Origin of the sequence: Duganella sp. HH101 (assembly GCF_001758795.1) — a bacterium.
GTDB lineage: Bacteria > Pseudomonadota > Gammaproteobacteria > Burkholderiales > Burkholderiaceae_D > Rugamonas > Rugamonas rivuli.
On record NZ_LRON01000008.1, the window covers coordinates 62,903 to 86,346 of the forward strand.

The following is a 23,444-nucleotide window of genomic DNA, read 5'->3' on the forward strand; positions in this document are numbered from 1 at the left end:
ATGAACCAGCGCGCTACCTATGAGGAGTTGCAGCCGGCGGCGGCAGCCGTGCCAACGCGCCGCCGCATCCTGGTGTGGGATCTGCCGACGCGCGTGTTCCACTGGTCGCTGGTGCTGGCCGTGACGGTCGCCATCGTCAGCGGCGAGATCGGCGGCGACTGGATGGAAGTCCATGGCAAGGCCGGGCTGGCGATACTTGGCCTGGTGGCGTTCCGGCTGGCGTGGGGTTTTGCCGGGTCGACGCACGCACGCTTCCTCAACTTCCTGCCGACCGCCTCCAGCCTGCGCGCCTATCTGCGCGGCCGCTGGAAGGGGCAGGGCCACAACCCGCTGGGCGCGTTGTCGGTGTTTGCGCTGCTTGGACTGCTGGCGGTACAGGCGACGACGGGCTTGTTCGGCAACGACGAAATCTCCTTCACAGGGCCGCTGTTTGCGCTGGTGGAGGAGGGGCTGGCGAATCGTCTCACCGGCCTGCACAAGCAGTTGGCCTACGTGCTGCTGGCGGTGATGGCCTTGCATATCGTGGCGATCCTGGTCTACCTGTTCCTCAAGAAGGACAACCTGGTCAAGCCGATGGTCACAGGATGGAAGGAAGTGCGCACCGGCACCTCGGCGGCCAAGGGCAGCTGGACGGCGCTGCTGCTGTCGGTCGCCTTCGCTGCCGCGGTGGTGGCTTGCGCCGACGGGGCTGTTCGCTGGTGAACAGCGTTTTGAATGAAATCAGTTACACAATCGAGAGGGCTACACCATGACCGCAATGACTTTTGAGAGTATCAACTATTCGCCGCGCCGCGCAGCTGTCCGGCGGCAGGCAAGGCCCGCGCCGGTGGTGCAGGCTGCGTTGCCGGTCAGCGTGGCGATCCCGCAGGCCGGCACTATCGCCGGCAAGGGCAACAGGCGCGGCCTGGCTGCCGTGGTCGGGTTGGCGGTGGTGCTGCATGCCGGCGTGATCGTCGCCTTCCAACAGGGCGGCCAGATCGATCCGCTGCCGCCGAAAGCGGCCGAGCCGCTGGCGATTGAGTTCGCGCCGCCGCCTCCACCGCCGCCTGAACCTCCGAAGGTGCAGCCGCAGGTGGCCAAGGTTGCGCCAGCCCCGGCAAAAGCGCCGCCGCAAGTGCCGGTGGTGGCACAGGCGCCTGTGGACGATGGCCCGCCGAGCGCCAACACCGTGCAGGTGGCGACACCGGCGCCGCCTGCCCCGGTCGCCGCCGCACCCGCACCGCCGCCGCCACCGGAACCCGTGACCGAGCCGCGTGGCTACGCAGGCTACCGCAGCAACCCGGCGCCCGACTATCCCGCCCTTGCGCAGGACCGCGGCCTGCAGGGGAACGTGGTGTTGAAGGTGCACGTACTCGCATCCGGCAAGCCGGATAACGTCGCCGTCGACAAATCCAGCGGCCACAAGATCCTCGACGATGCCGCCGTCAAGGCGGTGCTGGCCTGGTCCTTCGATCCGGCCAAACGGGGCCAGACGCCGATAGACGGCTGGGTCAAGGTTCCACTGAATTTCAAACTTTCCTAATCCCTTTTTATACTGAGAGCGCTATCCATGTCTTCCTACTACTTAGATCTTATCGTTCAAGGCGCCCTTTACGCACTGGTGCTGTTCTCCGTGATTACCTGGGTGCTAATACTGGCCAAGGGCGTGCAGCACTACCGGCTTGGCAAACGGGATAAACAATTTACCAAACAGTTCTGGAGCGCCAGCACGCTGGATGCGGCCAGCGCATTGGCCAGCGACGCGAGCCCGAAATCGCGCCTGGCCAACGTCGGCTTCGCGGCCCTGCATGTCAGCGAATCGGGCGACGCCAGCAGCGACCTGGAGCACAGCTGGGACAGACAGGAACTGCTGGAGCGTCACCTGCGCCAGCAAATCCAGAAGGAGTACCAATCGCTGGAGAGCGGCCTGGCGGTGCTGGCGTCCATCGGCAGCACGGCGCCGTTCGTGGGCCTGTTCGGCACGGTGTTCGGCATCATTCACGCGCTGGGGGCGATCGGCAAGAGCGGCTCCGCCAGCATCGACGTGGTGGCCGGCCCGATTGGCGAAGCGCTGATCGCCACCGGCGTCGGCATCGCGGTGGCGGTGCCTGCGGTCCTGGCGTTCAACTTCTACGTGCGCCGCCTGAAGGTGACGGCCGCCGAGCTGGATAACTACGCCACCGACTTCGTCAACCTGGCGCAGAAGAATGGCTTCCGCGTGACGCGTCCCGCAACCAAGGCCGCACTGCAGGCGGCCCGTCCGGCCAGCGCGCCGCAGCAGGGAGCATACGCATAATGGCCTTCTCGACTGGTAGAGACAGCAGCGACGTGGTCAGCGAGATCAACATCACGCCCCTGGTGGATGTGATGCTGGTGCTGCTGGTGACATTCATCCTGACGGCGCCGCTGCTGAACAACGCGGTGCGCATCAACCTGCCCAAGACGTCCACCACCACGCCGGCCAATCCGTCGAAGACGGTCACGGTCAGCATCGATGGCAGCAACAAGATCTTCATCGACAAGCGGGAAGTGGAGCCGGCCGCGCTGGAGCCCGAACTGAAGGAACTGGTGGGCAAGGATCCCGAGCTGGCACTGAGCCTGCAAGCAGACCAGGGCGTGCCGTACCGCGCCGTGGCCAAGGTGATCGCCAACATCCAGCGGTCGGGCGTCACCAAGCTGTCGGTGCTGACGGAGCCGGGAGGTTGAAGACGAAGCCTGTACGCGTGGCGGCCGCGCTGGCCGCGCTGGCATCGGTGACGGCGATAGGCTATGTGGCGCTCGGCCGGCCGCAACTCGCGCTGGCCGATACCGTCGCGGGCCGCGCCGCGTCGACGCCGGCATCGGCAGCGGGCAAGTCGGCTTCGGCGCCGGCCAGCCAGGCGCGCGGCGGCACGCCGCTGGTGCGCCTGGCTGCGGCCCAGCGGCGCGACGTGCCGATTGAGCTGGAGGCCAACGGCACCGTCGTCCCTTTGAATACGGTCGATATCCGTCCGCGCGTCACGCGGCAGTTGACACAGGTGCATGTGAAGGAAGGGCAGTTCGTCGCCGCCGGCGCCTTGCTGTTCACGCTGGACGACCGCAGCGAGCGCGCCGTGCTGGAGCGCGCGCAGGCGCAGCTGCTGCGCGACCACGCCACGCTGGCAGACCTGGAACGCCAGTTCCGCCGCAGCCAGGAGCTGTCGGCGCAGCACTTCATCTCCGCCAGCGCGGCGGACAGCCTGCAAACCCAGGTTGAAAGCCAGCGCGCACTGGTGCAGGCAGACCAGGCCGCGCTGCGCTCCGCACACGTGGACCTGAGCTACACCAGCATCCGCGCACCATCCGCGGGCCGGGTCGGTGCGGTCAATGTGTTCGTGGGCAGCCTGGTGCAAGCCAATGCCGCCTTGGCCAGCGTCACGCAGATCAATCCCATCGGCGTCAGCTTCACGGTGCCGGAGAGCGGCCTTGCCGGTCTGCTGAACGGCCAGAAAACCGGCGCTGCCGCCGTCACCGCCCAGCTGCCCGATGCCACGCTGAAGGGAAAACTCAGCTTCATCGACAGCGCGGTCGATCCGGTCGCCGGCACCATCCGCGTCAAGGCGCAGTTCGACAACGGCCTTACCCGCCTGTGGCCCGGCCAGTACGTCCACGCCCGCATCACGCTGGAGACCATGCGCGGCGCCGTCGTCGTGCCGCTGGCGGCCATCGTCACGCGGCCCGACGGCGCGCTGGTGTACGCGGTCGGCGCGGACCAGCTGGCGGAGCCGCGCAAGGTGCGCGTGCTGCACGCCTTCGGCAACCTGGCCGCCGTGTCGGGACTGGAGGGCGGTGAGCAGATCATCGTCGAGGGCAAGCAGAATCTGAAACCGGGCGCCAAGGTCCGCGTCAGCAAGGACAAGGACACGCTGGTGGCCGACGCCGGCGGGAGCGTGCGATGAACATCTCCGAACTATGCATACGCCGCCCGGCGTTGGTGATCGTGCTGTCGCTGGCGTTGATCGCGGCGGGTGTGCTGGCCTGGCTGCAGCTGCCGGTCGCCGCGCTGCCCAGCTATAACACGCCCGTCATCAACGTCAACGCCGACCTGCCGGGCGCCAGCCCGGAGACGATGGCGTCGTCGGTGGCGCTGCCGCTGGAGAAGCAGTTTTCCACCATCGGAGGCCTGAACCTGATCACCTCCAGCAGCGCGCCCGGCACCACCACGCTGACGCTGGAATTCGACCCCAGCATCGACATCAATGTCGCCGCGCTCGACGTGCAGGCGGCCCTGCTGCGCGCCCAGCGCGCGCTGCCGCCCGAAGTGACGGAGCTGCCGTCCTACCGCAAGACCAATCCGGCCGATGGCCCGACGCTGTTCATCGTCCTGAATTCGCCGTCGCTGGGCCTGACGGAGTTGAACGACTACGCCGAGAACCTGATCGCGCCCAGCCTGGCCACCCTGACCGGCGTCGCGCAGGTCAACGTCAACGGCCAGAAGCGCTTCGCCGTGCGGGTGCACGCCAACCTTGAGCGCCTCAACGCCCGCAACATCACGCTGGACGAACTGGCCGGCGCCGTCAAGGCCGCCAACTCGAATTCCCCGCTGGGCATCATCGAAGGCCCGGACCAGACGCTGACCATCCAGGCCGACGCCCGCCTGATGAAGGCCGCGCAGTTCGGCGAACTGATTATCGCCAACCGCAACGGCCTGCCGATACGCTTGAAGGAAGTGGCGACGCTGGAGGACAGCTATCAATCCGTGCGTACCAGCGCCACCTACAACGGCGCCAGCTCGGTGGTGTTGCAGGTGCAGCGCCAGCCCAACGCCAACACCGTGAAAGTGGTGGATGCGGTGCGCAAGCTGATGCCGCAGTTGCAGGCGCAGTTGCCGGCGTCGATCAGCGTCACGCTCAGCGGCGACAGTTCGCTGTCGATCCGCGACGCCATCCACGACGTCAACCTGACGCTGGCGCTGACCGTGCTGCTGGTGGTGCTGGTGATCTTCCTGTTCCTGCGCCGGCTGTCGGCCACGCTGATCCCTGCCGTCACGCTGCCGATATCGCTGCTGGGCGCGATGGTGCTGTTCTACTGGGCCGGCTATAGCCTGGACAACGTCTCGCTGCTCGGCATCACGCTGGCGGTGGGCCTGGTGGTCGACGACGCCATCGTGGTGCTGGAAAATATCGTGCGCCACATCGAGCAGGGCGAGCCGCCGTTGCTGGCCGCGCTCAATGGTTCGAAGGAGATGGGCTTTACCATCATCTCGATTTCGGTCTCGCTGGTGGCGGTGTTCATCCCCATCTTCTTCATGCCCGGCGTGATCGGCCTGCTGTTCCACGAGTTCGCGGTGGTGGTGTCGCTGGCGGTGCTGGTGTCCGCGCTGGTGTCGCTGACGCTGGTGCCGATGCTGGCCAGCCGCCTGCTGACCCACGAGGACGCGGCCCACGCCCACGGCAACGCCATCACCAAGGCCTTCGAGACCGGCTTCGGGCGCTTGAGCCGGGCTTACGAGTCGTCGCTGGACTGGGGCCTGCGCCATCGCGGCGTGGTGCTGTGGACGGCGCTGGGCAGCCTGGTGCTGACGGCGGTGCTGTACCAGGCCATCCCCAAGGGCTTCTTCCCCGAGGAAGACCTGGGCCGCATCCGCGTCATCACGGAGGCGTCGGAAGATGTGTCGATGCCGGCGCTGATGGCCTTGCAGGCCAAGGTGGCGGCGGTGTTGCAGGCCGATCCCAATGTGCAGGGCGTGCTGTCCTTTACCGGCGCGGGCGGACCGGGCGGGGGCACCAGCAGCTCCAGCGGTCGCCTGATCCTGACGCTCAAGCCCAAGGGAGAACGGGCCGGCATGGCCGAGACGCTGGACTCGCTGCGGCGGGCGGCGCGCACGGTGGCCGGCATCGCGGTCTACATGAGCCCCATGCAGAACCTGCAGCTGGGCGGGCGTACCAGCAAGAGCCGCTACCAGTACACGCTGCAAAGCGTGGCGCCGGATGCGCTGGAGGGCTGGGCCGACAAGGTGATGCTGGCGATGCGCGCCGATCCGCTGTTCCGCGATGTCACCAGCGACACGCAGAACAAGGGCTTGCAGGCCAGCCTGAACATCGACCGCGACAAGGCCAATGGCCTCGGCGTGCAGTTGGCGGACCTGCGCAGCGCGCTGTACCTCGGCTTCGGCGACCGCCAGATCTCCACCATCTACGCGCCCAGCGCCAGCTACCAGGTCATCATGGACGCTGCCGACCGCCAATTCGACGCTTCGCTCGACAAGATCAGCGTCCGTGGCACCGGTGGCGCGCTGGTGCAGCTGTCCAGCTTTGCCAATGTGGTACGCACCGTCGGGCCGACCGCCGTCAACCACCAGGGCCAGTTGCAGGCAGTGACGCTGTCGTTCAACCTGGCGCCCGGCGTCGCGCTGGGCGACGCCACCAGCCGCATCGACGCCATCGGCAGGGAGGTGCAGCTGCCGTCGTCCATCGTCGCCAGGTATGGCGGCGAGGCGGCCGTGTTCCAGGACACGCAATCGAGCCAGCTGGTGCTGATCGCCATCGCCGTGCTGGTGATCTACGTGCTGCTGGTGGTGCTGTACGAAAGCTATGTCCATCCGCTGACCATCCTGGCCGGCCTGCCGTCGGCGGCGGTGGGCGCGCTGATTACGTTGCGGCTGTTCGACATGGACCTGACGCTGATCGCCACCATCGGCATCCTGATGCTGATCGGGATCGTCAAGAAGAACGCCATCATGATGATCGACTTCGCGCTGGACGCCCAGCGCGCGCAAGGGCTGGCGGCGGCCGAGGCGATCCGCGCCGCCTGCATCGAGCGCTTCCGGCCGATCATGATGACGACGCTGGCGGCGTTGATGGGCGCCTTGCCGCTGGCGTTCGGCTGGGGCGCGGGCGCGGAGCTGCGCCAGCCGCTTGGCCTGGCGGTGGTGGGAGGCCTGCTGTTCTCGCAGGTGATCACGCTGTACATCACGCCGGTGATTTTCCTGGTGCTCGACCGCTACAGCGGCACCGGCCCGATGACCGACCAGCAGCTGGCCGAGCGCAGCGCCAGCGTCACGCTGGTGCGGCCGGCGGCGGCAAGGGAGGGCGGATTCCGCATATTCAAGCGCGATTAAATTCTTTGGACCCTCCGCGATTTTGTCCTATTCTTAAAGATGGTTTTTACATAACATCATCGCGGAGACCGTATGAAACTCGAAACCATCGCCGTCCACGGCGGCTACAAGCCCGATCCCACCACGCGCGCCGTGGCGGTGCCGATCTACCAGACCGTCGCCTACGCTTTCGACGACACCCAGCATGGCGCGGACCTGTTCGACCTCAAGGTGCCCGGCAATATCTACACCCGCATCATGAACCCGACCCAGGATGTGCTGGAGCAGCGCGTGGCCGCGCTCGAAGGCGGTGTGGCGGCGCTGGCGTTGGCCTCCGGCCAGGCCGCCGTCACCTACGCGATCCAGACCATCGCCGAAGCGGGCGATAACATCGTCTCGGCCTCGGCGCTGTATGGCGGCACCTACAACCTGTTCGCGCATACGCTGCCGCAGTTCGGCATCACCACCCGCTTTGCCGATGCGCGCGATCCGTCCTCGTTCGATGCGTTGATCGATGAGCGCACCAAGGCCGTGTTCATCGAATCGATCGGCAACCCGCTCGGCAATATCACCGACATCGAGGCCATCGCCGCCATCGCCCACAAGCACGGCGTGCCGCTGATCGTCGATAACACCGTCGCCACGCCTTACCTGCTGCGTCCCTTCGAACACGGCGCCGACATCGTGGTGCACTCGCTGACCAAGTACCTGGGCGGCCATGGCAATTCCATCGGCGGCGCCATCGTCGATTCCGGCAAGTTCCCGTGGGCTGAGCACAAGCAGCGCTTCAAGCGCCTCAACGAGCCGGATGTGTCCTACCATGGCGTGGTCTACACCGAGGCGCTGGGTCCGGCGGCCTACATCGGCCGCGCGCGCGTGGTCCCGCTGCGTAACACCGGCGCGGCGATCTCGCCGTTCAACGCCTTCCTGATCCTGCAGGGCATCGAGACGCTGGCGCTGCGCATGGAGCGCATCACCGAGAATGCGCGCAAGGTGGCGCAGTTCCTCAGCACGCACGCCAAGGTCAAGTGGGTCAACTACGCGGGGCTGGAGGACCATCGCGATCACGCGCTGGCGCAGAAGTACCTGGGCGGCCGTCCGTCCGGCGTGCTGACCTTCGGCGTGGAAGGCGGGGTCGAGGGCGGGGCGCGTTTCCAGGATGCGCTGCGGTTGTTCACGCGGCTGGTCAACATCGGCGATGCGAAATCGCTGGCCTGCCATCCGGCGTCGACCACGCACCGTCAGCTCAACGAGGAGGAACTGGCCAAGGCCGGCGTGACGGTGGATACGGTGCGGCTGTCGATAGGCATCGAGCACAGCGACGACCTGCTGGCCGATCTGGCGCAGGCGCTGGCCGCTGTGTGATACAGGGGATCAGGACTTGGTCTTGTCCGGCACGCGGGTGACGAGCACTTCGCCATCGACGATGGTGCAGTCGATGATGTGGTTGCGCGACACCGGCGCGTGCTGGGAATACAGGTCGTGGTACTTGCCCGGGTCTTCCAGGCGCAGGTCGATGCGGAAGCTCTCCAGATGGTTGGCGGCTTGCGCTTCGCGCAGGCGCTGCTTGCGGACCTCGGCTTCCTTGTCGCTGCGGCCGTGCATCATCGGGCCTTCGAAGTAGCGTATCAGCGCGCATTCGATGATGTCGATGCGGTCCTTCAGCAGCACGTCGGCGGCCACCGGATTGTCGTTGGCGGGCAGCTCGGCCGGGTCGCCGTCGTCGGAGATCACTTCCACGTTCATGCGCTGGATCAGCAGCAGCATGTCGTTGTCTTCGCTGTTGAGCTGATGGACCTTCTGCACCGCCGCCAGGCGCGCGCGGGCCAGGCGGCCCATCGGATCCTTGGTCTGGCCGACGTACTGCACCTTGCTCTGGTAGGTCAGCGAATTGTCGTACTGCTGCAGCACGTCGTGGATCGACAAGGCCTCGATCAAGCCGCCCCAGTTCAGGGTGATGAAGCGGTCGGTGACGACCACGCTGGGTTTTTTCAGCGTGGCGGCGAACGGCACTTCCAGTTCGATGGTGATGCTGTCGCGTTTTTCGTCGGGGCCGACCAGGATGGGCACCGTCAGCTTCAGCGAGAAGAAGCCCCAGCTGGTGCTGCGGTTGGTGTCGAAGCGCACGCGCGGACGGTTGACGGCGAAATAGATCAGCCGTTTTTCCGTGGTCGCTTCCAGGTCGAACTGCATGCGGCGCAGGTGGCGGCCGACCGGGTCGCGGATGTCGGGAATTTCAGGAAAGCCGGCCACCAGGTCGTACCAGTGGAACTTGGCGTCGGCCACGGTGACGACCCAGGTTTGCGGCGCGGCGGTGCGCTGCGGCATCAGCGGCAGCAGCTCGTCGATATGCTCGGCCGTCGTGGCCAGCAGGTCGTGGAACGGTTCCGGCGCCTCCGCAAACAGCGCCCCTACGCCCAATTCCTCGGGTGAAGGATCGGGATAGTCGTCGTCAGCGATTAGTTCAGGGTAATCGCTCGGCATGGCGTGCGCTCCAGGGTCTCAGTAGTTGTTTGCAATAGTATAGTACGTCCCCGGAGATATTTCCATATGGCAATCTGGGGGCCGCGACAATTCTTCACGCAATGTAACACCGGTGGCGCTGGCTTGCACGTCTGCGGGCCGCATCGTGCTCAGCCTTTGGCGGCCTTCGCCGACTTGGGCTGCGGCGGCAGCGGCATGGGCGTCACCTTGGCCTGGCCGTCGGCGATGAAGCAGCTCAGCAGGTGGCGCTTGGCGCTGTCCACCTGCCCGGAGCACAGGTAGTTGTAGCGTCCGGCGTCGGGGTATTGCAGGTCGATGGTGAACTGCGCCAGGTTTTGCCCGGCCTGCACGGCGCCCAGGCGGGCTGCGCGCAGCGTGCGCTGTTCGTGGTTGCGCGTGGCGGGGCCTTCGAAGTAATTGATCAAGGCTGCTTCCACCACGTCCATGCGCTCGCCCTGCAGGGCGTCCGCCGCCAGCGGATCGGCATACTGCGGCGCTGCGGCCGGATCGCCGTCGGCGCAGCTGACCTGCACGTCCAGCTGCTGCACCAGCAGCAGCGTGTCGAAATGTTCGCTTTGCTGCGCGTGCAGCTTTTGCAGCGCCGGCAGGCGGCCCTTGCTCAGGCGGGCGTCGTTGTCGCGGGTCTGGCCGACGTAGACCACCTTGCTCGGGATCTTCAGCGCGTGGGCGTAGTTTTGCAGGATGTCGTGGATGGAGAACGCCTCGATCAGACCGCCCCAGTTCAGGGTGACGAAGTTCGGCGTCAGCATCACGGTCGGCTTTTTCATGGTGGCCGCGAACGGCACCTTGAGCTCGATGGTGATGCTTTCCCTTGCCTCGTCCGCGCCCATCAGCAGCGGCAGCGTCAGCTTGAGCGAGAAGAAGCCCCACTGGATCGCGCCCTTGATGTCGAAGCGCACGCGCGGCCGGATCACCGCGAAGAACAGGTGGTGCTGGGCCGCCAGTGCCTCCAGTTCGAACTGCATGCGGCGCTGGTAGCGGCCGATCGGGTCGCGGATGTCCGGCGTCTCAGGGAAGCCCGCCACCAGGTCGTACCAGTGGTATTTGGCGTCGGCGACGCTGACCATCCAGCTTTGCGGTGCGCCCGCCTCAAGCGGCGGCAGGGGAAGGACGTGGTACTGCTCGGAGTGAGGCTGCAAGGTTGGGGCAGCCAGCTCAGGAAAATTCATGGTGCTCCTGAATGGAAAGTTGAGATAGTGGTGACTGTCTCTCTTTCCATTCAGCGAGGTTGTGGCTTGCAGGAAGTAAGTGATACTACGCAGTCGACGCCGATTATACGTAGTTCGACTTGTTGAACAACCAATTAGTGTGCCTATTCAAATGGCAGCGATATCATTGACTCGTCTATACAACGGTTAGCGTTATCAAATGCAAAAACGCCAATCTTACGCGGCAAGTTCGGATCTGCCCGACAACGATTCTTGCATCAATGCCAGCAATTCCGACGGATGGCCGAACAGGTAGTCGGCCTGCCAAGCCTGCGGTTCGACCGGTCCGCAGTAGCCCCAGCCGCAGGCGATGGTCGGCATGCCGGCGGCCTTGCCGGCCTGGATGTCGCGCAGGTCGTCGCCCACGTACCAGCATTGTTCCGGCGCCAGGCCGAGGCGGGCGGCCGCTTCGAACAGCGGGGCGGGGTGGGGCTTGGCGTGCGCCGTGGTGTCGCCGGACACCGCGCAGCCCGCGTGCGCCAGGCCGATCTGCGGCAGCAGCGGATCGGTGAAGCGCGCCGGCTTGTTGGTGACGATGCCCCATTGCAGCCCGGCCTGTTCGATGCCGGCCAGCAGCTCGACGATGCCGGGGAACAGCGTGCTGTGCACCGCCATCGCCGCCTGGTAGTTGGCGAAGAAGCCGTCGCGCAGCGGAATGAAACCCTCGTCCTCCGGTTTCAGGCCGAAGGCCGCGCCTATCATGCCGCGCGCGCCGGCCGAGGCGGTCGGGCGCAGCAGTTCGTAGGCGGTCGGCTCCAGGCCGCGCTCGGTGCGCAGCAGGTTGACGGCGGCCGCCAGGTCGGGGGCGGTGTCGGCCAGCGTGCCGTCGAGGTCGAACAGGATGGCGCGCGGAGGATTGATCTGGGTCATAAATATGTTCTTTACAGCGGGCGGCTGGTGGCCACCAGATAGTTGACGCTGGTGTCGTCGTTGAGGGAGTAGATCTTGGTCAGCGGGTTGTAGCCCATGCCCTTGAACCCCTGCACGTCGAGGCCGGCGCTGCGGATGAACTGCGACAGTTCGGACGGCGTGATGAACTTGTCGTAGTCGTGGGTACCCTTGGGCAGCATGCGCAGCAGGTATTCGGCGCCGAGGATGGCGAACAGGTAGGCCTTGGGGTTGCGGTTCAGCGTCGAGAAGAACACCTGGCCGCCCGGCTTGACCAGCGTGGCGGCGGCGCGCACGATGGCGCCCGGGTCCGGCACGTGCTCCAGCATTTCCATGCAGGTGACGACGTCGTACTGGCCAGCCTCCTGGGCCGCCATGTCTTCGGCGGCGATCAGCTTGTAGCGCACCGCCACGCCCGATTCCAGGCTGTGCAGGTCGGCCACCTTCAGCGCTTTTTCCGACAGGTCGATGCCGGTGACGGTGGCGCCCTTGCGCGCCATCGATTCGCTCAGGATGCCGCCGCCGCAGCCGATGTCGATCACCTTCTTGCCGGCCAGCGGCGCGCGCGCGTTGATCCACTCCAGGCGCAGCGGGTTGATCTCGTGCAGCGGACGGAACTCGGAGGTCGGGTCCCACCAGCGATGGGCGAGGTCGGAGAATTTTTGCAGCTCTAAGGGATCGGCGTTCATCGGTTCGGCTCATAAGGACTAATCCCGCTATTCTAAAGCAGCGGGCGAAAAAAAACCCCACCTGCACTGGACGCGGCCTTCGGCGCCTCCGGCTGGTGGGGTTGGGCGGGATGCCGGAGCCGATCAGGCGGCTTTAGCCTTGCGGCGCTTGGCCACGGCCACCAGGCCCAGGCCGGCCAGCAGCATGGCGTAGGTTTCCGGTTCCGGCACGGCGGCCAGCACCAGATTGTCGAGGTTGTAGGTTTCCGCGCTGGCCTGGTGGGTGCCGGAACTCAGGCGCAGCGACGAGAAGGCGTCGCTGGAGACGATGCCGAAGAATTGGCCGGTGTAGTTTGGGTCGATCTCGGTCGGCACGGTGAAGTTGAGCGAGCTGCCGTTCAGCAGCGTCAGTTGAAGGCCGACGCCGGGCCCGCCGGGCGACAGGTCGAAATTGCCGCCCAGGCCGATCAGGTTCGGGGTGTAGTCGAACGTGGTGCTCAGGGTCGGGGCCACGAGGTCGTGCAGCACGCCGTCGCCGATGTTGCCGGTGCTGGTGGTAATGGTCAGGCCGCTGACGAGGGTGTTGTCGGAGAAGTCTTCGGTCTGCACCGGAGCGCCGCCGACGGCGCTCAGCCATGCGGCTTTATCGGTGTAGACGGTGACGGTGGTGGCCATGGCGGGCAAGGCGGAAGCGGCGAGTGCGGCGGCGACAATGACGGACTTGAAGTTCATATTGGATTTCCTGGTAGTTGATTTTGAACTGCCGAGTTGACTGACTGAGCGGCCCCGACTGGCAAACCGCAGCAAAATCATAGCATTATTTCAATGATTGTTATCAATACTTATACTCATATAGATATGTAAATTATTGCTAATGTTGAATATATGGCAATAGACCGGGCGAAAAAAATGCCACCCTGAAATTACCGGGTGGCATGATGCGGCCCGCGTCGGCGGGCCGGGTAGAGCGGCAGCTTACTTGCTGGTGCCGACTACTTCGATTTCTACGCGACGGTTCTTGGCGCGGCCTTCTGCAGTTTTGTTGTCTGCAACTGGCTGTTTCTCGCCTTTGCCTTCGGTGTACACGCGGTTGGCTTCAACGCCTTTGGAGATGATGTAGGCTTTGACGGCTTCAGCGCGGCGTACCGACAGCTTCTGGTTGTATTCATCGCTACCAACGGAGTCGGTGTGGCCGACGGCGATGATGACTTCCAGGTTGATCGAACCCAGTTTCGAGGTCACGTCGTCCAGTTTCGCCTTGCCTTCTGGTTTCAGAACGGCTTTGTCGAAGTCGAAGAACGCGTCGGCTGCGAAGCTGACTTTTTGTGCGGTTGGCACTGGAACCACTGCTTTAGGCGCTGGAGCCGGCGCTGGTGCGGCTGGCGCAGGCGCTGCTACAGGAGCTGGAGCGACGCATTTGCCGTCAACCAGTTTCTCTGGCTCGGTGCACAGTGGCAGATCGCAACCTGGAACGGCATCGGCCGGGGTCCAGTAGCCGGTGCGCCAGCACAGGCCGAATGGATCGCGGGCGATCACACCGCGTGCATCTTGCACGTAGGCGCTCTTCGGGGTTGCTGCCTTGATGTCCTGGGTAACAGGTGCGTAAGGAGGGGCGGTTGGCGCGGTTTGTGCAATGGCCGAGCCGGCGAATGCAGCCGAGATGGCCAACATAGAAATCAGTTTTTTCATATTTTTCTTCCTTTCGGGGGTGATATCCGCAGAAAAACTGCGCGACGTAGTGATACGTGGGGCGAATTCTACCACGCAGGGGCGTCACGCCTGTCTCCCGATTGCGAAACGAGCAATTAACTTCTAATCCATTTTGCCACAAGCTATGTTTGGGCGTTTAAAGGGTCCAACACGAGCCCTTTTTGATTCCGACCAAAATGTTGTTTTGTTGCAACGTGATTATCGATAATAATTGAGTAATGTGTCATGAATATTACATGGCGTTACAAGGTGCGCAGCCCGCAGCGGCGCGGGCTCCGCCGGAATTGTGCTGGTTGCCGTGCGCGCATGCTAAAATCGCACGCTTGTCTGTCCGTAGTGAGAGGCGACGTAAGAAATGCAGTAAGTGCGGCATACATTGCTTAAAAGATAAACCACAGTCAAAGATCAGTCGACCCGCCAATGGATCAATTCGCAAAAGAAACAATCCCTATTTCCCTCGAAGAAGAGATGCGCAAGAGCTACCTCGATTACGCCATGAGCGTGATCGTCGGCCGCGCCTTGCCGGACGTGCGCGACGGCCTCAAGCCTGTGCACCGCCGGGTCCTCTTCGCGATGCACGAAATGAACAACGTGTGGAACCGCCCTTACGTCAAATGCGCCCGTGTGGTGGGCGAGACCATGGGTAAGTACCACCCGCACGGCGACGCGTCGATTTACGACACGCTGGTGCGCATGGCGCAGGACTTCTCGCTGCGCTACATGCTGGTCGACGGCCAGGGTAACTTCGGCTCGGTCGACGGCGACGGCGCCGCGGCGATGCGTTACACCGAGTGCCGCCTGGACAAGATCTCCGCCGAGCTGCTGGCCGATATCGACAAGGAAACCGTCGACTTCCAGCCCAACTACGACGGCAAGGAAAAAGAGCCGACGGTACTGCCTACCCGCATCCCCAACCTGCTGATCAACGGCTCGTCGGGTATCGCGGTCGGCATGGCGACCAACATCCCGCCGCACAACCTGCATGAAGTGATCGCCGGCGCGCTGCACGTGCTGCGCAATCCGCAATGCTCGATCGACGAGCTGATCGAACTGATCCCGGCGCCGGACTTCCCGACCGGCGGCACGATCTACGGCGTCTCGGGCGTGCGCGACGGTTATCGCACCGGCCGCGGCCGCGTGGTGATGCGCGCCAAGACCCACTACGAAGAATACGGCAAGGACGGCGGCCGCACGGCCATCATCGTTGACGAGCTGCCGTACCAGGTCAACAAGAAATCGCTGCTGGAACGCATCGCCGAAAACGTGCGCGACAAGAAGCTCGAAGGCATTTCCGACATCCGCGACGAGTCCGACAAGTCGGGCATGCGCGTGGTCATCGAGCTGAAGCGCGGCGAAGTGCCGGAAGTGGTGCTGAACAATCTGTACAAGCAAACCCAGCTGCAAGACACCTTCGGCATGAACATGGTGGCCCTGGTCGACGGCCAGCCGCGCCTGCTGAACCTGAAGGAAATGCTGAGCTGCTTCCTGTCGCACCGCCGCGAAGTGGTCACGCGCCGCACCGTGTTCGAGCTGCGCAAGGCGCGCGAGCGCGGCCACGTGCTCGAAGGCCTGGCCGTGGCGCTGGCCAACATCGACGACTTCATCGCCCTGATCAAGACGGCGCCGACGCCGCCGGTGGCGAAAACCGCCCTGATGGACCGTTCCTGGGATTCGTCGCTGGTGCGCGAGATGCTGGCCCGTACCAGCGAAGGCAGCACCGTCGGCGGCATCGAGGCTTTCCGTCCCGAGCACCTGCCCAAGCACTACGGCATCCAGCCGGACGGCATGTACCGTCTGTCCGACGACCAGGCGCAGGAAATTCTGCAGATGCGCCTGCAACGCCTGACCGGCCTGGAACAGGACAAGATCGTCAACGAGTACAAGGACGTGATGGCGGAAATCGCCGACCTGCTGGACATCCTGGCCAAGCCGGAACGCGTGACCACCATCATCACCGACGAGATGACCCACGTGGTCAACGAATTCGGCGACCCGCAGAAGGATCCGCGCCGCTCCAACATCGAGCACAACGCGACCGACCTCGGCACCGAAGACCTGATCACGCCGCAGGACATGGTCGTGACGCTGTCGCACACCGGCTACATGAAGGCGCAGCCGATCAGCGAGTACCGTTCGCAGAAACGCGGCGGCCGTGGCAAGCAGGCCATGGCGACCAAAGAGGAAGACTGGATCGACCAGCTGTTCATCGCCAACACGCACGATTACATCCTGTGCTTCTCCAACCGTGGCCGCATGTACTGGCTCAAGGTATGGGAAGTGCCGCAAGGTTCGCGCAACTCGCGCGGCAAGCCTATCGTCAACATGTTCCCGCTGGCGGACAACGAGAAGATCACCGTTATCCTGCCGCTGTCCGGCGATAACCGCACCTTCCCTGAAGACCACTACGTGTTCATGTCGACCAGCCTGGGCACCGTGAAGAAGACGCCGCTGAAAGACTTCAGCAATCCACGCAAGGCCGGCATCATCGCGGTCGACCTGGACGAGGGCGACTTCCTGATCGGCGCGGCGCTGACCGACGGCGAGCACGACGTGATGCTGTTCTCCGACGCCGGCAAGGCCGTGCGCTTCGACGAGAACGACGTGCGTCCGATGGGCCGCAACGCCCGCGGCGTGCGCGGCATGAACCTGGACGAAGGCCAGCGCGTGATCGCGCTGCTGGTGGCGGAAAACGAACAGCAGTCCGTGCTGACGGCTACCGAGAACGGCTTCGGCAAACGTACGCCGATCACCGAGTACACCCGCCACGGCCGCGGCACCAAGGGCATGATCGCGATCCAGACCTCCGAGCGTAACGGCAAGGTAGTGGCGGCAACGCTGGTCGATTCGACCGACGAGATCATGCTGATCACCACCGGCGGCGTGCTGATCCGCACCCGCGTGGCCGAGATCCGCGAGATGGGCCGCGCCACCCAGGGCGTGACCCTGATCGCAGTCGAAGACGGCACCAAGCTGTCCGGCCTGCAACGCGTGGTGGAGACCGATATCGACGAAGTCGAGCTGGAACCGGGTCCCGATGCCAAGCCAGACGAAGCTCCAGCCGAGTAAGTCATAGCAGATACCGCCCCGGACGCAAGTCCGGGGCCAGCGGGGTCAGGTTTATTGCGCGGATAAATGCGACAATAGGACTGGCCCCATTTTTATTTCTTGAGACCGTAAAATGAAAAAAATCCTGGCAACGCTGGTAACTTCTCTGGCCCTGATCGGCGCCGCTCCCGTCTATGCGCAGGCCGACGCCGCCTCCACCGCCGCCGCCCAAGAGTTGTTCGACGCGATGAACCTGCGCTCGGTGATGACCGGCGTGATGCAGCAGATGTCGCAGAACATCGGCACGTCGATGCGCGCCGGCGCCGAGGCGGCGATCAAGAACAACCCGACCACCACGCCGGAGCAGAAGAAGCAGGCGATGGCCAAGATGGAAGCCGAACTGCCGCCCGCCATCAGCACCTTGCAGAGCGCCATCAACGATCCGGCCATGATCGAGGAGATCCTCGCCGAGTCGGTGCCGCTGTACGCCCGCACCTACAACGCCGATGAACTGAAGCAGATCGCCGCCTTCTACCGCTCGCCGGTGGGCGCCAAGATGCTGGCCACCATGCCCAAGCTGACTGCCGAGAGCATGCAGATCGGCCAGGCGATCGCTATGCGCCGCCTTGGCCCGCTGATGCAGCAGCAGCAGGAGCAGCGCCAGCAGGCGCAGGCGCTGGAGCAGGAACAAAAGCAGAAGCCGAAACAACCCGCCAAAAAATAAGGACCGCAACGTGACTCATATCTACAACTTCTCCGCCGGCCCCGCCGTATTGCCGAAGGAAGTGCTGGCGCAAGCCGCTGCCGAAATGCTGGACTGGCATGGCAGCGGCATGTCCGTCATGGAGATGAGCCACCGCGGGCCGGAGTTTATTTCGATTTACAAGGCGGCCGAGCGCGACCTGCGCGAGCTGCTGGCAGTACCGGACAATTACAAGATCTTGTTCATGCAGGGCGGCGGACTGTCGCAGAACGCCCTGGTCCCGCTGAACCTCGTCGGCCACAAGCCGCAGCCAGCGACCATCGATTTTATTCATACCGGCTCGTGGTCGGCCAAGTCCATCAAGGAAGCCGCCAAGTACGCCAACGTGAACGTCGCCGCCTCGTCGGCGACGTCGGTGCCGCCGCAATCGGAGTGGAAGCTCACGCCCGGCGCCGCCTACCTGCACATGTGCACCAACGAGACCATCGACGGCGTCGAGTACGACTTCGATGCCGGCGTTCCCGCATCCGGGGACGGCGTGCTGCTGGTGGCCGACATGTCCTCGCACATCCTGTCGCGCCGCATCGACGTCTCGAAGTACGGTTTGATCTTCGCCGGCGCGCAGAAGAACATCGGCCCGGCCGGCGTCACCATCGTCATCGTGCGCGAAGACCTGCTGGGCAAGGCGCTGCCGGCCTGCCCGTCGGCGTTCGATTTCAAGCTGGTGGCCGACAACGAGTCGATGTACAACACGCCGCCCACCTACGGCATCTACATCGCCGGCCTGGTGTTCCAGTGGCTGAAGCAGCAGGGCGGCGTGGCCGAGATGGAGCGCCGCGCCATCGCCAAGGCCAAGCTGCTGTACGACGCGCTCGACGCCAGCGATTTTTATGAAACCCGCGTAGCGAAATCCAACCGCTCGCGCATGAACGTTCCCTTCTACCTGAAGGACGAAAGCAAGAACGAAGCATTCCTGGCCGGCGCCAAAGCGCGCGGCCTGCTGCAACTGAAGGGCCACAAGTCCGTCGGCGGTATGCGCGCATCGATCTATAACGCGATGCCTATCGAGGGCGTGCAAGCGCTCGTAGACTACTTGAACGAATTCGCCTCCAGTGCGGGCGCCGGAAAATAAACCCATCATGAACGACAAACTGACACCCCTGCGCGAGCAGATCGACGCCATCGATGCGCAGATCCTCGACCTGTTGAACCAGCGCGCCAAAGTGGCGCAGCAAGTCGGCCAGGTCAAGGCCGAAACCAACGCCCCGGTGTTCCGTCCCGAACGCGAAGCCCAGGTGCTGCGCGGCGTGGCCGACCGCAATCCCGGCCCGATGGGCAACGTCGAGCTGCAGACCATCTGGCGCGAGATCATGTCCGCCTGCCGTTCGCTGGAAAAGCGCGTCACCATCGCCTTCCTCGGCCCGGCCGGCACCTACAGCGAGCAGGCCGTGTACCAGCAGTTCGGCACCGCCGTCGACGTGCTGCCTTGCTCGTCGATCGATGAAGTGTTCCGCGCCACCGAAGCCGGCACCGCCGAATTCGGCGTGGTGCCGGTCGAGAACTCGACCGAAGGCGCCATCGGCCGCACGCTGGACCTGCTGCTGCATACGCCGCTCACCATCAGCGGCGAGGTCTCCATCGCCGTGCGCCACAGCCTGCTGACGGGCACCGGCAATATGGACGGCGTCACCGCCATCTGCGCCCACGCGCAGGCGCTGGCGCAGTGCCAGATCTGGTTGAACAACAACTACCCGGAAATCGAACGCCGCGCCGTGTCGTCCAACGCCGAAGCGGCGCGCATGGCGCGCGACGACCACGCCATCGCCGCGATCGCCGGCGAGCGCGCGGGCGTGCGCTACAGCCTGGGCACGGTCAAGGCCAATATCCAGGACGACCCGCACAACCGCACGCGCTTCGCCGTGATCGGCCACCTGCAGGCCGGCCCGTCGGGCAAGGACCGCACCTCGCTGGCGCTGGCCGCGCCGCACAAGGCCGGTTCCATCTACCGCCTGCTTGGTTCGCTGGCCCGCCACAACGTGTCGATGACGCGCTTCGAATCGCGCCCGGCCCGCACCGGCACCTGGGAATACTACTTCTACGTCGACGTCGAAGGTCATGTGCATGACGAATCCGTGACCAAGGCGCTCGATGAACTGCAAGGCAATGCAGCCTTTTTCAAGGTACTGGGGTCCTACCCGGTGAGCCTGACCTGATTCGTAACTTCAATAGAGAGAGACCATGTCCAAGAACTACGGCCCGGAATACGTCCGCGCTATCGCTCCTTACCAAGCCGGCAAACCGATTGCGGAAGTCGCGCGCGAATTCGGCCTCGATGAAGAGGCTATCGTCAAACTGGCGTCGAACGAGAACCCGTTCGGCGTGCCGCCGTCGGCAGTGCAGGCGATGACCGCCGCCGCGGCGGACCTGGGCCGCTACCCGGACGCCAACGGTTTCGACCTGAAGGGCGCGCTGTCCAAGCGCTACGACGTGCCGGCCGAGTGGATCACGCTGGGCAACGGCAGCAACGACATCCTGGAAATCGCCGCCCACGCCTTCGTCGAGCGCGGCCAGTCGGTGGTGTATTCGCAGTACTCGTTCGCCGTGTACGCGCTGGCGACCCAGGGCGTCGGCGCGCGCCACATCGTGGTGCCGGCCAAGGACTACGGCCATGACCTGCCGGCCATGCTGGCCGCGATCCAGGAAGACACCCGCCTGGTCTTCATCGCCAACCCGAACAACCCGACCGGCACCTTCATCCCGGCCGCCGACATCCAGGCCTTCCTGGACAAGGTGCCTGCTGGCGTGGTCGTCGTGCTGGACGAGGCCTACAACGAATTCCTGGCCGAGGAAAACCAGTTCGAATCGGCGGAATGGGTGAAGAAGTACCCGAACCTGCTGGTGTCGCGCACCTTCTCCAAGGCTTACGGCCTGGCCGGTTTGCGCGTGGGCTTCGGCATCGCCCAGCCGGCGCTGACGGACCTGATGAACCGCATCCGCCAGCCGTTCAACGTCAACTCGATGGCGCAGGCCGCGGCCATCGCTGCGCTGAACGACAAGGCTTTCCTGAAGCAGAGCGCCACCAACAACGCCGCCGGCTACCAGCAGTTCACCGAGGCGTTCGACAAGCTGGGCCTTCAGTACGTGCCGTCCTACGGCAACTTCGTGCTGGTCAAGGTCGGCAATGACCTGGCCGCCGGCGCGCGCGTCAACCTGGCGCTGTTGAAGCAGGGCGTGATCGTGCGCCCGGTCGGCAACTACGGCTTGCCGGAATGGCTGCGCATCTCCATCGGCCTGCCGCAGGAAAACGCGGTGCTGATCGCGGCGCTGACCAAGGCGCTGGCGCAGTAATGCCCATGCTGAACAAGGTCGTCATCTTTGGCGTGGGCCTGATCGGCGGATCGTTCGCGCGGTCGCTGAAGAAGGCCGGCGCCGTCGGCAGCGTGGTCGGCATGGGGCGCTCCGCCGCCTCGCTGAAGCGCGCGCAGGAGCTGGGCATCATCGACGTGATCGGCGTGGCCGATGCGGGCGGCGGCTGCACGATGGCCGAGGCGCTGGAAGGCGCCGACCTGGTGCTGCTGGCGGCGCCGGTGGCACAGACCGAGCCTATCCTGGCGGCGATAGCGCCCCACCTGCAGCCGGGCACCGTCGTCACCGATGCAGGCAGCACCAAGTCCGACGTGGTGGCGTCGGCGCGGCGCGCGCTGGGCGGCAAGATCGCCCAGTTCGTGCCGGGCCATCCGATTGCCGGCCGCGAGACCAACGGTCCCGAGGCGGCCATCGACGATCTGTACGTCGGCAAGAAGGTGGTGCTGACGGCATTGGATGAAAACGCGGAGGCCGACGTGGAGCGCGTGGCCGCCGCCTGGCGTGCCTGCGATGCGATCATTCATCGCTTGACGCCGCAAGAACATGACAAGGTGTTTGCCGCCGTGAGCCATCTGCCGCATTTGCTGGCGTATGCCCTGGTGGACGACATCGCGAACAAACCGCATGCAGATTTACTGTTCCAGTATGCGGCCAGCGGCTTCCGCGATTTCACAAGGATCGCCGGATCGTCGCCCGAAATGTGGCGCGACATCAGCCTGGCCAACCAGTCGGCATTGTTGACGGAGCTGGATTCCTATCTGGCACAATTGACGGGTCTGCGCGCCCGTCTCGCCGCCGGCGACGGGGCAGGGCTGGAGAGCGTGTACAACAACGCCCAGCGCGCCCGCCACCAGTGGATTACAGCGATCGAGGCGGCCGAGGCGCCGCCGGACCCCGCAAACCAAGGGGTCTGACCCCCTGGGGGCAGACCCCGGCCGCCGCGCAGTGCGGGTTTTGCGGGCGCCGCATACTTTAGAACGGAACAGCATGAACCACGAATTTATCGATCTCCAACCCGTCGCCCATGTGCAGGGCGCCGTGCGCCTGCCGGGCTCGAAATCCATCTCCAACCGCATCCTGCTGTTGTCCGCGCTGTCGCAGGGCGACGTCGCCATCGTCGACCTGCTGGCCTCGGACGACACGGCCGTGATGCTGGCTGCCTTGCGCTCGCTGGGCGTGCAGTGGACCGAGGAGAAAACCGCCACCGGCACCATCCACCACGTCAAGGGCGTGGCCGGCGTGCTGCCGAATAAATCGGCCGACCTCTTCATGGGCAATGCCGGCACCGCGATCCGTCCGCTGACCGCCGCGCTGGCCGTCATCGGCGGCGACTACACGCTGCATGGCGTGCCGCGCATGCACGAACGCCCGATCGGCGACCTGGTCGACGCGCTCAACGCCGCCGGCACCAACGTCGAATACACCGGCAACCCCGGCTTCCCGCCGCTGCACATCAAGCAGGGCAAGATCCACGCGCAGCGCCTGTCGGTGCGCGGCGATGTGTCGAGCCAGTTCCTGACCGCGCTGCTGATGGTGGCGCCGCTGATGGCGCGCGAACATGCGATCGCCATCGACGTCGTCGGCGAGCTGATCTCCAAGCCCTACATCGAAATCACGCTGAACCTGATACGCCGCTTTGGCGTCACGGTCGGCCAGGACGGCTGGGAGTCCTTCACCATCGAACCCGGCCAGGTCTACCAGTCGCCGGGCACCATCCACGTCGAGGGCGACGCTTCGTCGGCCTCCTACTTCCTGGCGGCCGGCGCGATTGCCGGCGGCCCGGTGCGCGTCGAGGGCGTGGGCAAGGACAGCATCCAGGGCGATGTGCGCTTCGCCGCCGCGCTGGAGCAGATGGGTGTGCAGATCACCATGGGCGACAACTGGATCGAGGCCAGGTCGAACGGCGTATTGAAAGCCATCGACGCCGACTTCAACCACATCCCCGACGCCGCCATGACCATCGCCATCGCCGCGCTGTACGCCGACGGCACCAGCACGCTGCGCAACATCGCCAGCTGGCGCGTCAAGGAAACCGACCGCATCGCCGCCATGGCGACCGAGCTGCGCAAGGTGGGCGCCATCGTGGAGGAGGGCGCCGACTACATCAAGGTTACGCCGCCGGCCGTCATCACGCCTGCTACCATCGATACCTATGACGACCACCGCATGGCGATGTGCTTCTCGCTGGTGTCGCTGGACGGCGCCGCCCGCAAGGGCAACGTCATGCGCATCAACGATCCCAAGTGCGTGGGCAAGACCTTCCCCGAGTACTTCGCTGCGTTTGCAGCGATAGCAAAATAAGCAAAGTAAAACAA

20 protein-coding genes are annotated in these 23,444 nt (G+C 64.8%); 14 read left to right on the forward strand and 6 right to left on the reverse strand.

The genetic code is table 11. The features are described 5' to 3' along the window. From DUGA2_RS14600 to DUGA2_RS14630, 7 genes are all read left to right on the forward strand, one after another. Entirely contained in the window at positions 1–702 is a 702-nt protein-coding gene (locus DUGA2_RS14600) for a cytochrome b/b6 domain-containing protein (protein ID WP_070269919.1), read from the forward strand. A gap of 46 nt (positions 703–748) precedes the next feature. Continuing rightward, positions 749–1,522 (forward strand): energy transducer TonB, encoded by a 774-nt coding sequence (locus tag DUGA2_RS14605; protein WP_083296330.1) that lies wholly within the window; start codon positions 749–751, stop codon positions 1,520–1,522. 27 nt (positions 1,523–1,549) lie between these two features. Continuing rightward, positions 1,550–2,275, forward strand: a complete 726-nt coding sequence (locus DUGA2_RS14610; RefSeq protein ID WP_070269921.1) for a MotA/TolQ/ExbB proton channel family protein — start codon at positions 1,550–1,552, stop codon at positions 2,273–2,275. Continuing rightward, complete coding sequence (locus DUGA2_RS14615) at positions 2,275–2,685, forward strand: biopolymer transporter ExbD (RefSeq protein WP_008446180.1); 411 nt, start codon at positions 2,275–2,277, stop codon at positions 2,683–2,685. Before DUGA2_RS14610 ends, DUGA2_RS14615 begins: the two co-directional genes overlap by 1 nt. After that, the gene (locus DUGA2_RS14620) at positions 2,682–3,896 is read left to right on the forward strand and encodes an efflux RND transporter periplasmic adaptor subunit (protein WP_070269923.1); all 1,215 of its coding nucleotides are present in this window, start codon (positions 2,682–2,684) and stop codon (positions 3,894–3,896) included. Before DUGA2_RS14615 ends, DUGA2_RS14620 begins: the two co-directional genes overlap by 4 nt. After that, positions 3,893–7,057 (forward strand): efflux RND transporter permease subunit, encoded by a 3,165-nt coding sequence (locus tag DUGA2_RS14625; protein WP_070269925.1) that lies wholly within the window; start codon positions 3,893–3,895, stop codon positions 7,055–7,057. The genes DUGA2_RS14620 and DUGA2_RS14625 overlap by 4 nt, the downstream gene beginning before the upstream one ends. 72 nt (positions 7,058–7,129) lie before the next feature. Continuing rightward, positions 7,130–8,401 (forward strand): O-acetylhomoserine aminocarboxypropyltransferase/cysteine synthase family protein, encoded by a 1,272-nt coding sequence (locus DUGA2_RS14630; RefSeq protein WP_070269927.1) that lies wholly within the window; start codon positions 7,130–7,132, stop codon positions 8,399–8,401. A 9-nt stretch (positions 8,402–8,410) separates the two neighbouring features. On the opposite strand, the gene DUGA2_RS14635 is transcribed toward DUGA2_RS14630, so the two are convergent. From DUGA2_RS14635 to ompA, 6 genes are all read right to left on the reverse strand, one after another. Continuing rightward, a complete protein-coding gene (locus DUGA2_RS14635) occupies positions 8,411–9,520 on the reverse strand; it encodes a hypothetical protein (protein ID WP_070269929.1) in 1,110 nt (369 codons plus the stop codon). 149 nt (positions 9,521–9,669) lie between these two features. Further along, positions 9,670–10,710: a hypothetical protein gene (locus DUGA2_RS14640; RefSeq protein WP_070269931.1), complete on the reverse strand. Its 1,041-nt coding sequence runs from the start codon at positions 10,708–10,710 to the stop codon at positions 9,670–9,672. 216 nt (positions 10,711–10,926) lie between these two features. Then, a complete protein-coding gene (locus DUGA2_RS14645; protein ID WP_070269933.1) occupies positions 10,927–11,619 on the reverse strand; it encodes an HAD-IA family hydrolase in 693 nt (230 codons plus the stop codon). A gap of 11 nt (positions 11,620–11,630) precedes the next feature. Then, positions 11,631–12,326, reverse strand: coding sequence for a bifunctional 2-polyprenyl-6-hydroxyphenol methylase/3-demethylubiquinol 3-O-methyltransferase UbiG (gene ubiG / locus DUGA2_RS14650; RefSeq protein ID WP_070269935.1), 696 nt, complete (start codon positions 12,324–12,326; stop codon positions 11,631–11,633). 123 nt (positions 12,327–12,449) lie between these two features. Then, positions 12,450–13,037 carry a PEP-CTERM sorting domain-containing protein gene (locus DUGA2_RS14655; RefSeq protein ID WP_070269936.1) on the reverse strand — a complete coding sequence of 196 codons (588 nt, stop codon included), beginning with the start codon at positions 13,035–13,037 and terminating at the stop codon, positions 12,450–12,452. A gap of 243 nt (positions 13,038–13,280) precedes the next feature. Next, positions 13,281–13,994 (reverse strand): outer membrane protein OmpA, encoded by a 714-nt coding sequence (gene ompA, locus DUGA2_RS14660; RefSeq protein ID WP_070269938.1) that lies wholly within the window; start codon positions 13,992–13,994, stop codon positions 13,281–13,283. A gap of 441 nt (positions 13,995–14,435) precedes the next feature. On the opposite strand from ompA, the gene gyrA reads away from it, so the two are divergent. The 7 genes from gyrA to aroA all read left to right on the forward strand — a co-directional run bounded on the left by gyrA (position 14,436) and on the right by aroA (position 23,430). After that, positions 14,436–17,081, forward strand: coding sequence for a DNA gyrase subunit A (gene gyrA, locus DUGA2_RS14665; protein WP_070269939.1), 2,646 nt, complete (start codon positions 14,436–14,438; stop codon positions 17,079–17,081). 112 nt (positions 17,082–17,193) lie between these two features. Continuing rightward, entirely contained in the window at positions 17,194–17,784 is a 591-nt protein-coding gene (locus tag DUGA2_RS14670) for a DUF2059 domain-containing protein (protein ID WP_070269941.1), read from the forward strand. Between the two features lie 10 nt (positions 17,785–17,794). Further along, positions 17,795–18,895, forward strand: coding sequence for a 3-phosphoserine/phosphohydroxythreonine transaminase (gene serC, locus DUGA2_RS14675; RefSeq protein ID WP_070269943.1), 1,101 nt, complete (start codon positions 17,795–17,797; stop codon positions 18,893–18,895). A 7-nt stretch (positions 18,896–18,902) separates the two neighbouring features. Next, positions 18,903–19,976: a prephenate dehydratase gene (gene pheA / locus DUGA2_RS14680; protein ID WP_070269945.1), complete on the forward strand. Its 1,074-nt coding sequence runs from the start codon at positions 18,903–18,905 to the stop codon at positions 19,974–19,976. A 25-nt stretch (positions 19,977–20,001) separates the two neighbouring features. Further along, positions 20,002–21,111, forward strand: coding sequence for a histidinol-phosphate transaminase (gene hisC, locus DUGA2_RS14685; protein WP_070269947.1), 1,110 nt, complete (start codon positions 20,002–20,004; stop codon positions 21,109–21,111). 5 nt (positions 21,112–21,116) lie between these two features. Next, positions 21,117–22,043 (forward strand): prephenate dehydrogenase/arogenate dehydrogenase family protein, encoded by a 927-nt coding sequence (locus DUGA2_RS14690; protein ID WP_210402566.1) that lies wholly within the window; start codon positions 21,117–21,119, stop codon positions 22,041–22,043. Positions 22,044–22,116: 73 nt separating this feature from the next. Then, a complete protein-coding gene (gene aroA, locus DUGA2_RS14695; RefSeq protein WP_070269950.1) occupies positions 22,117–23,430 on the forward strand; it encodes a 3-phosphoshikimate 1-carboxyvinyltransferase in 1,314 nt (437 codons plus the stop codon). Positions 23,431–23,444: the final 14 nt, after the last annotated feature.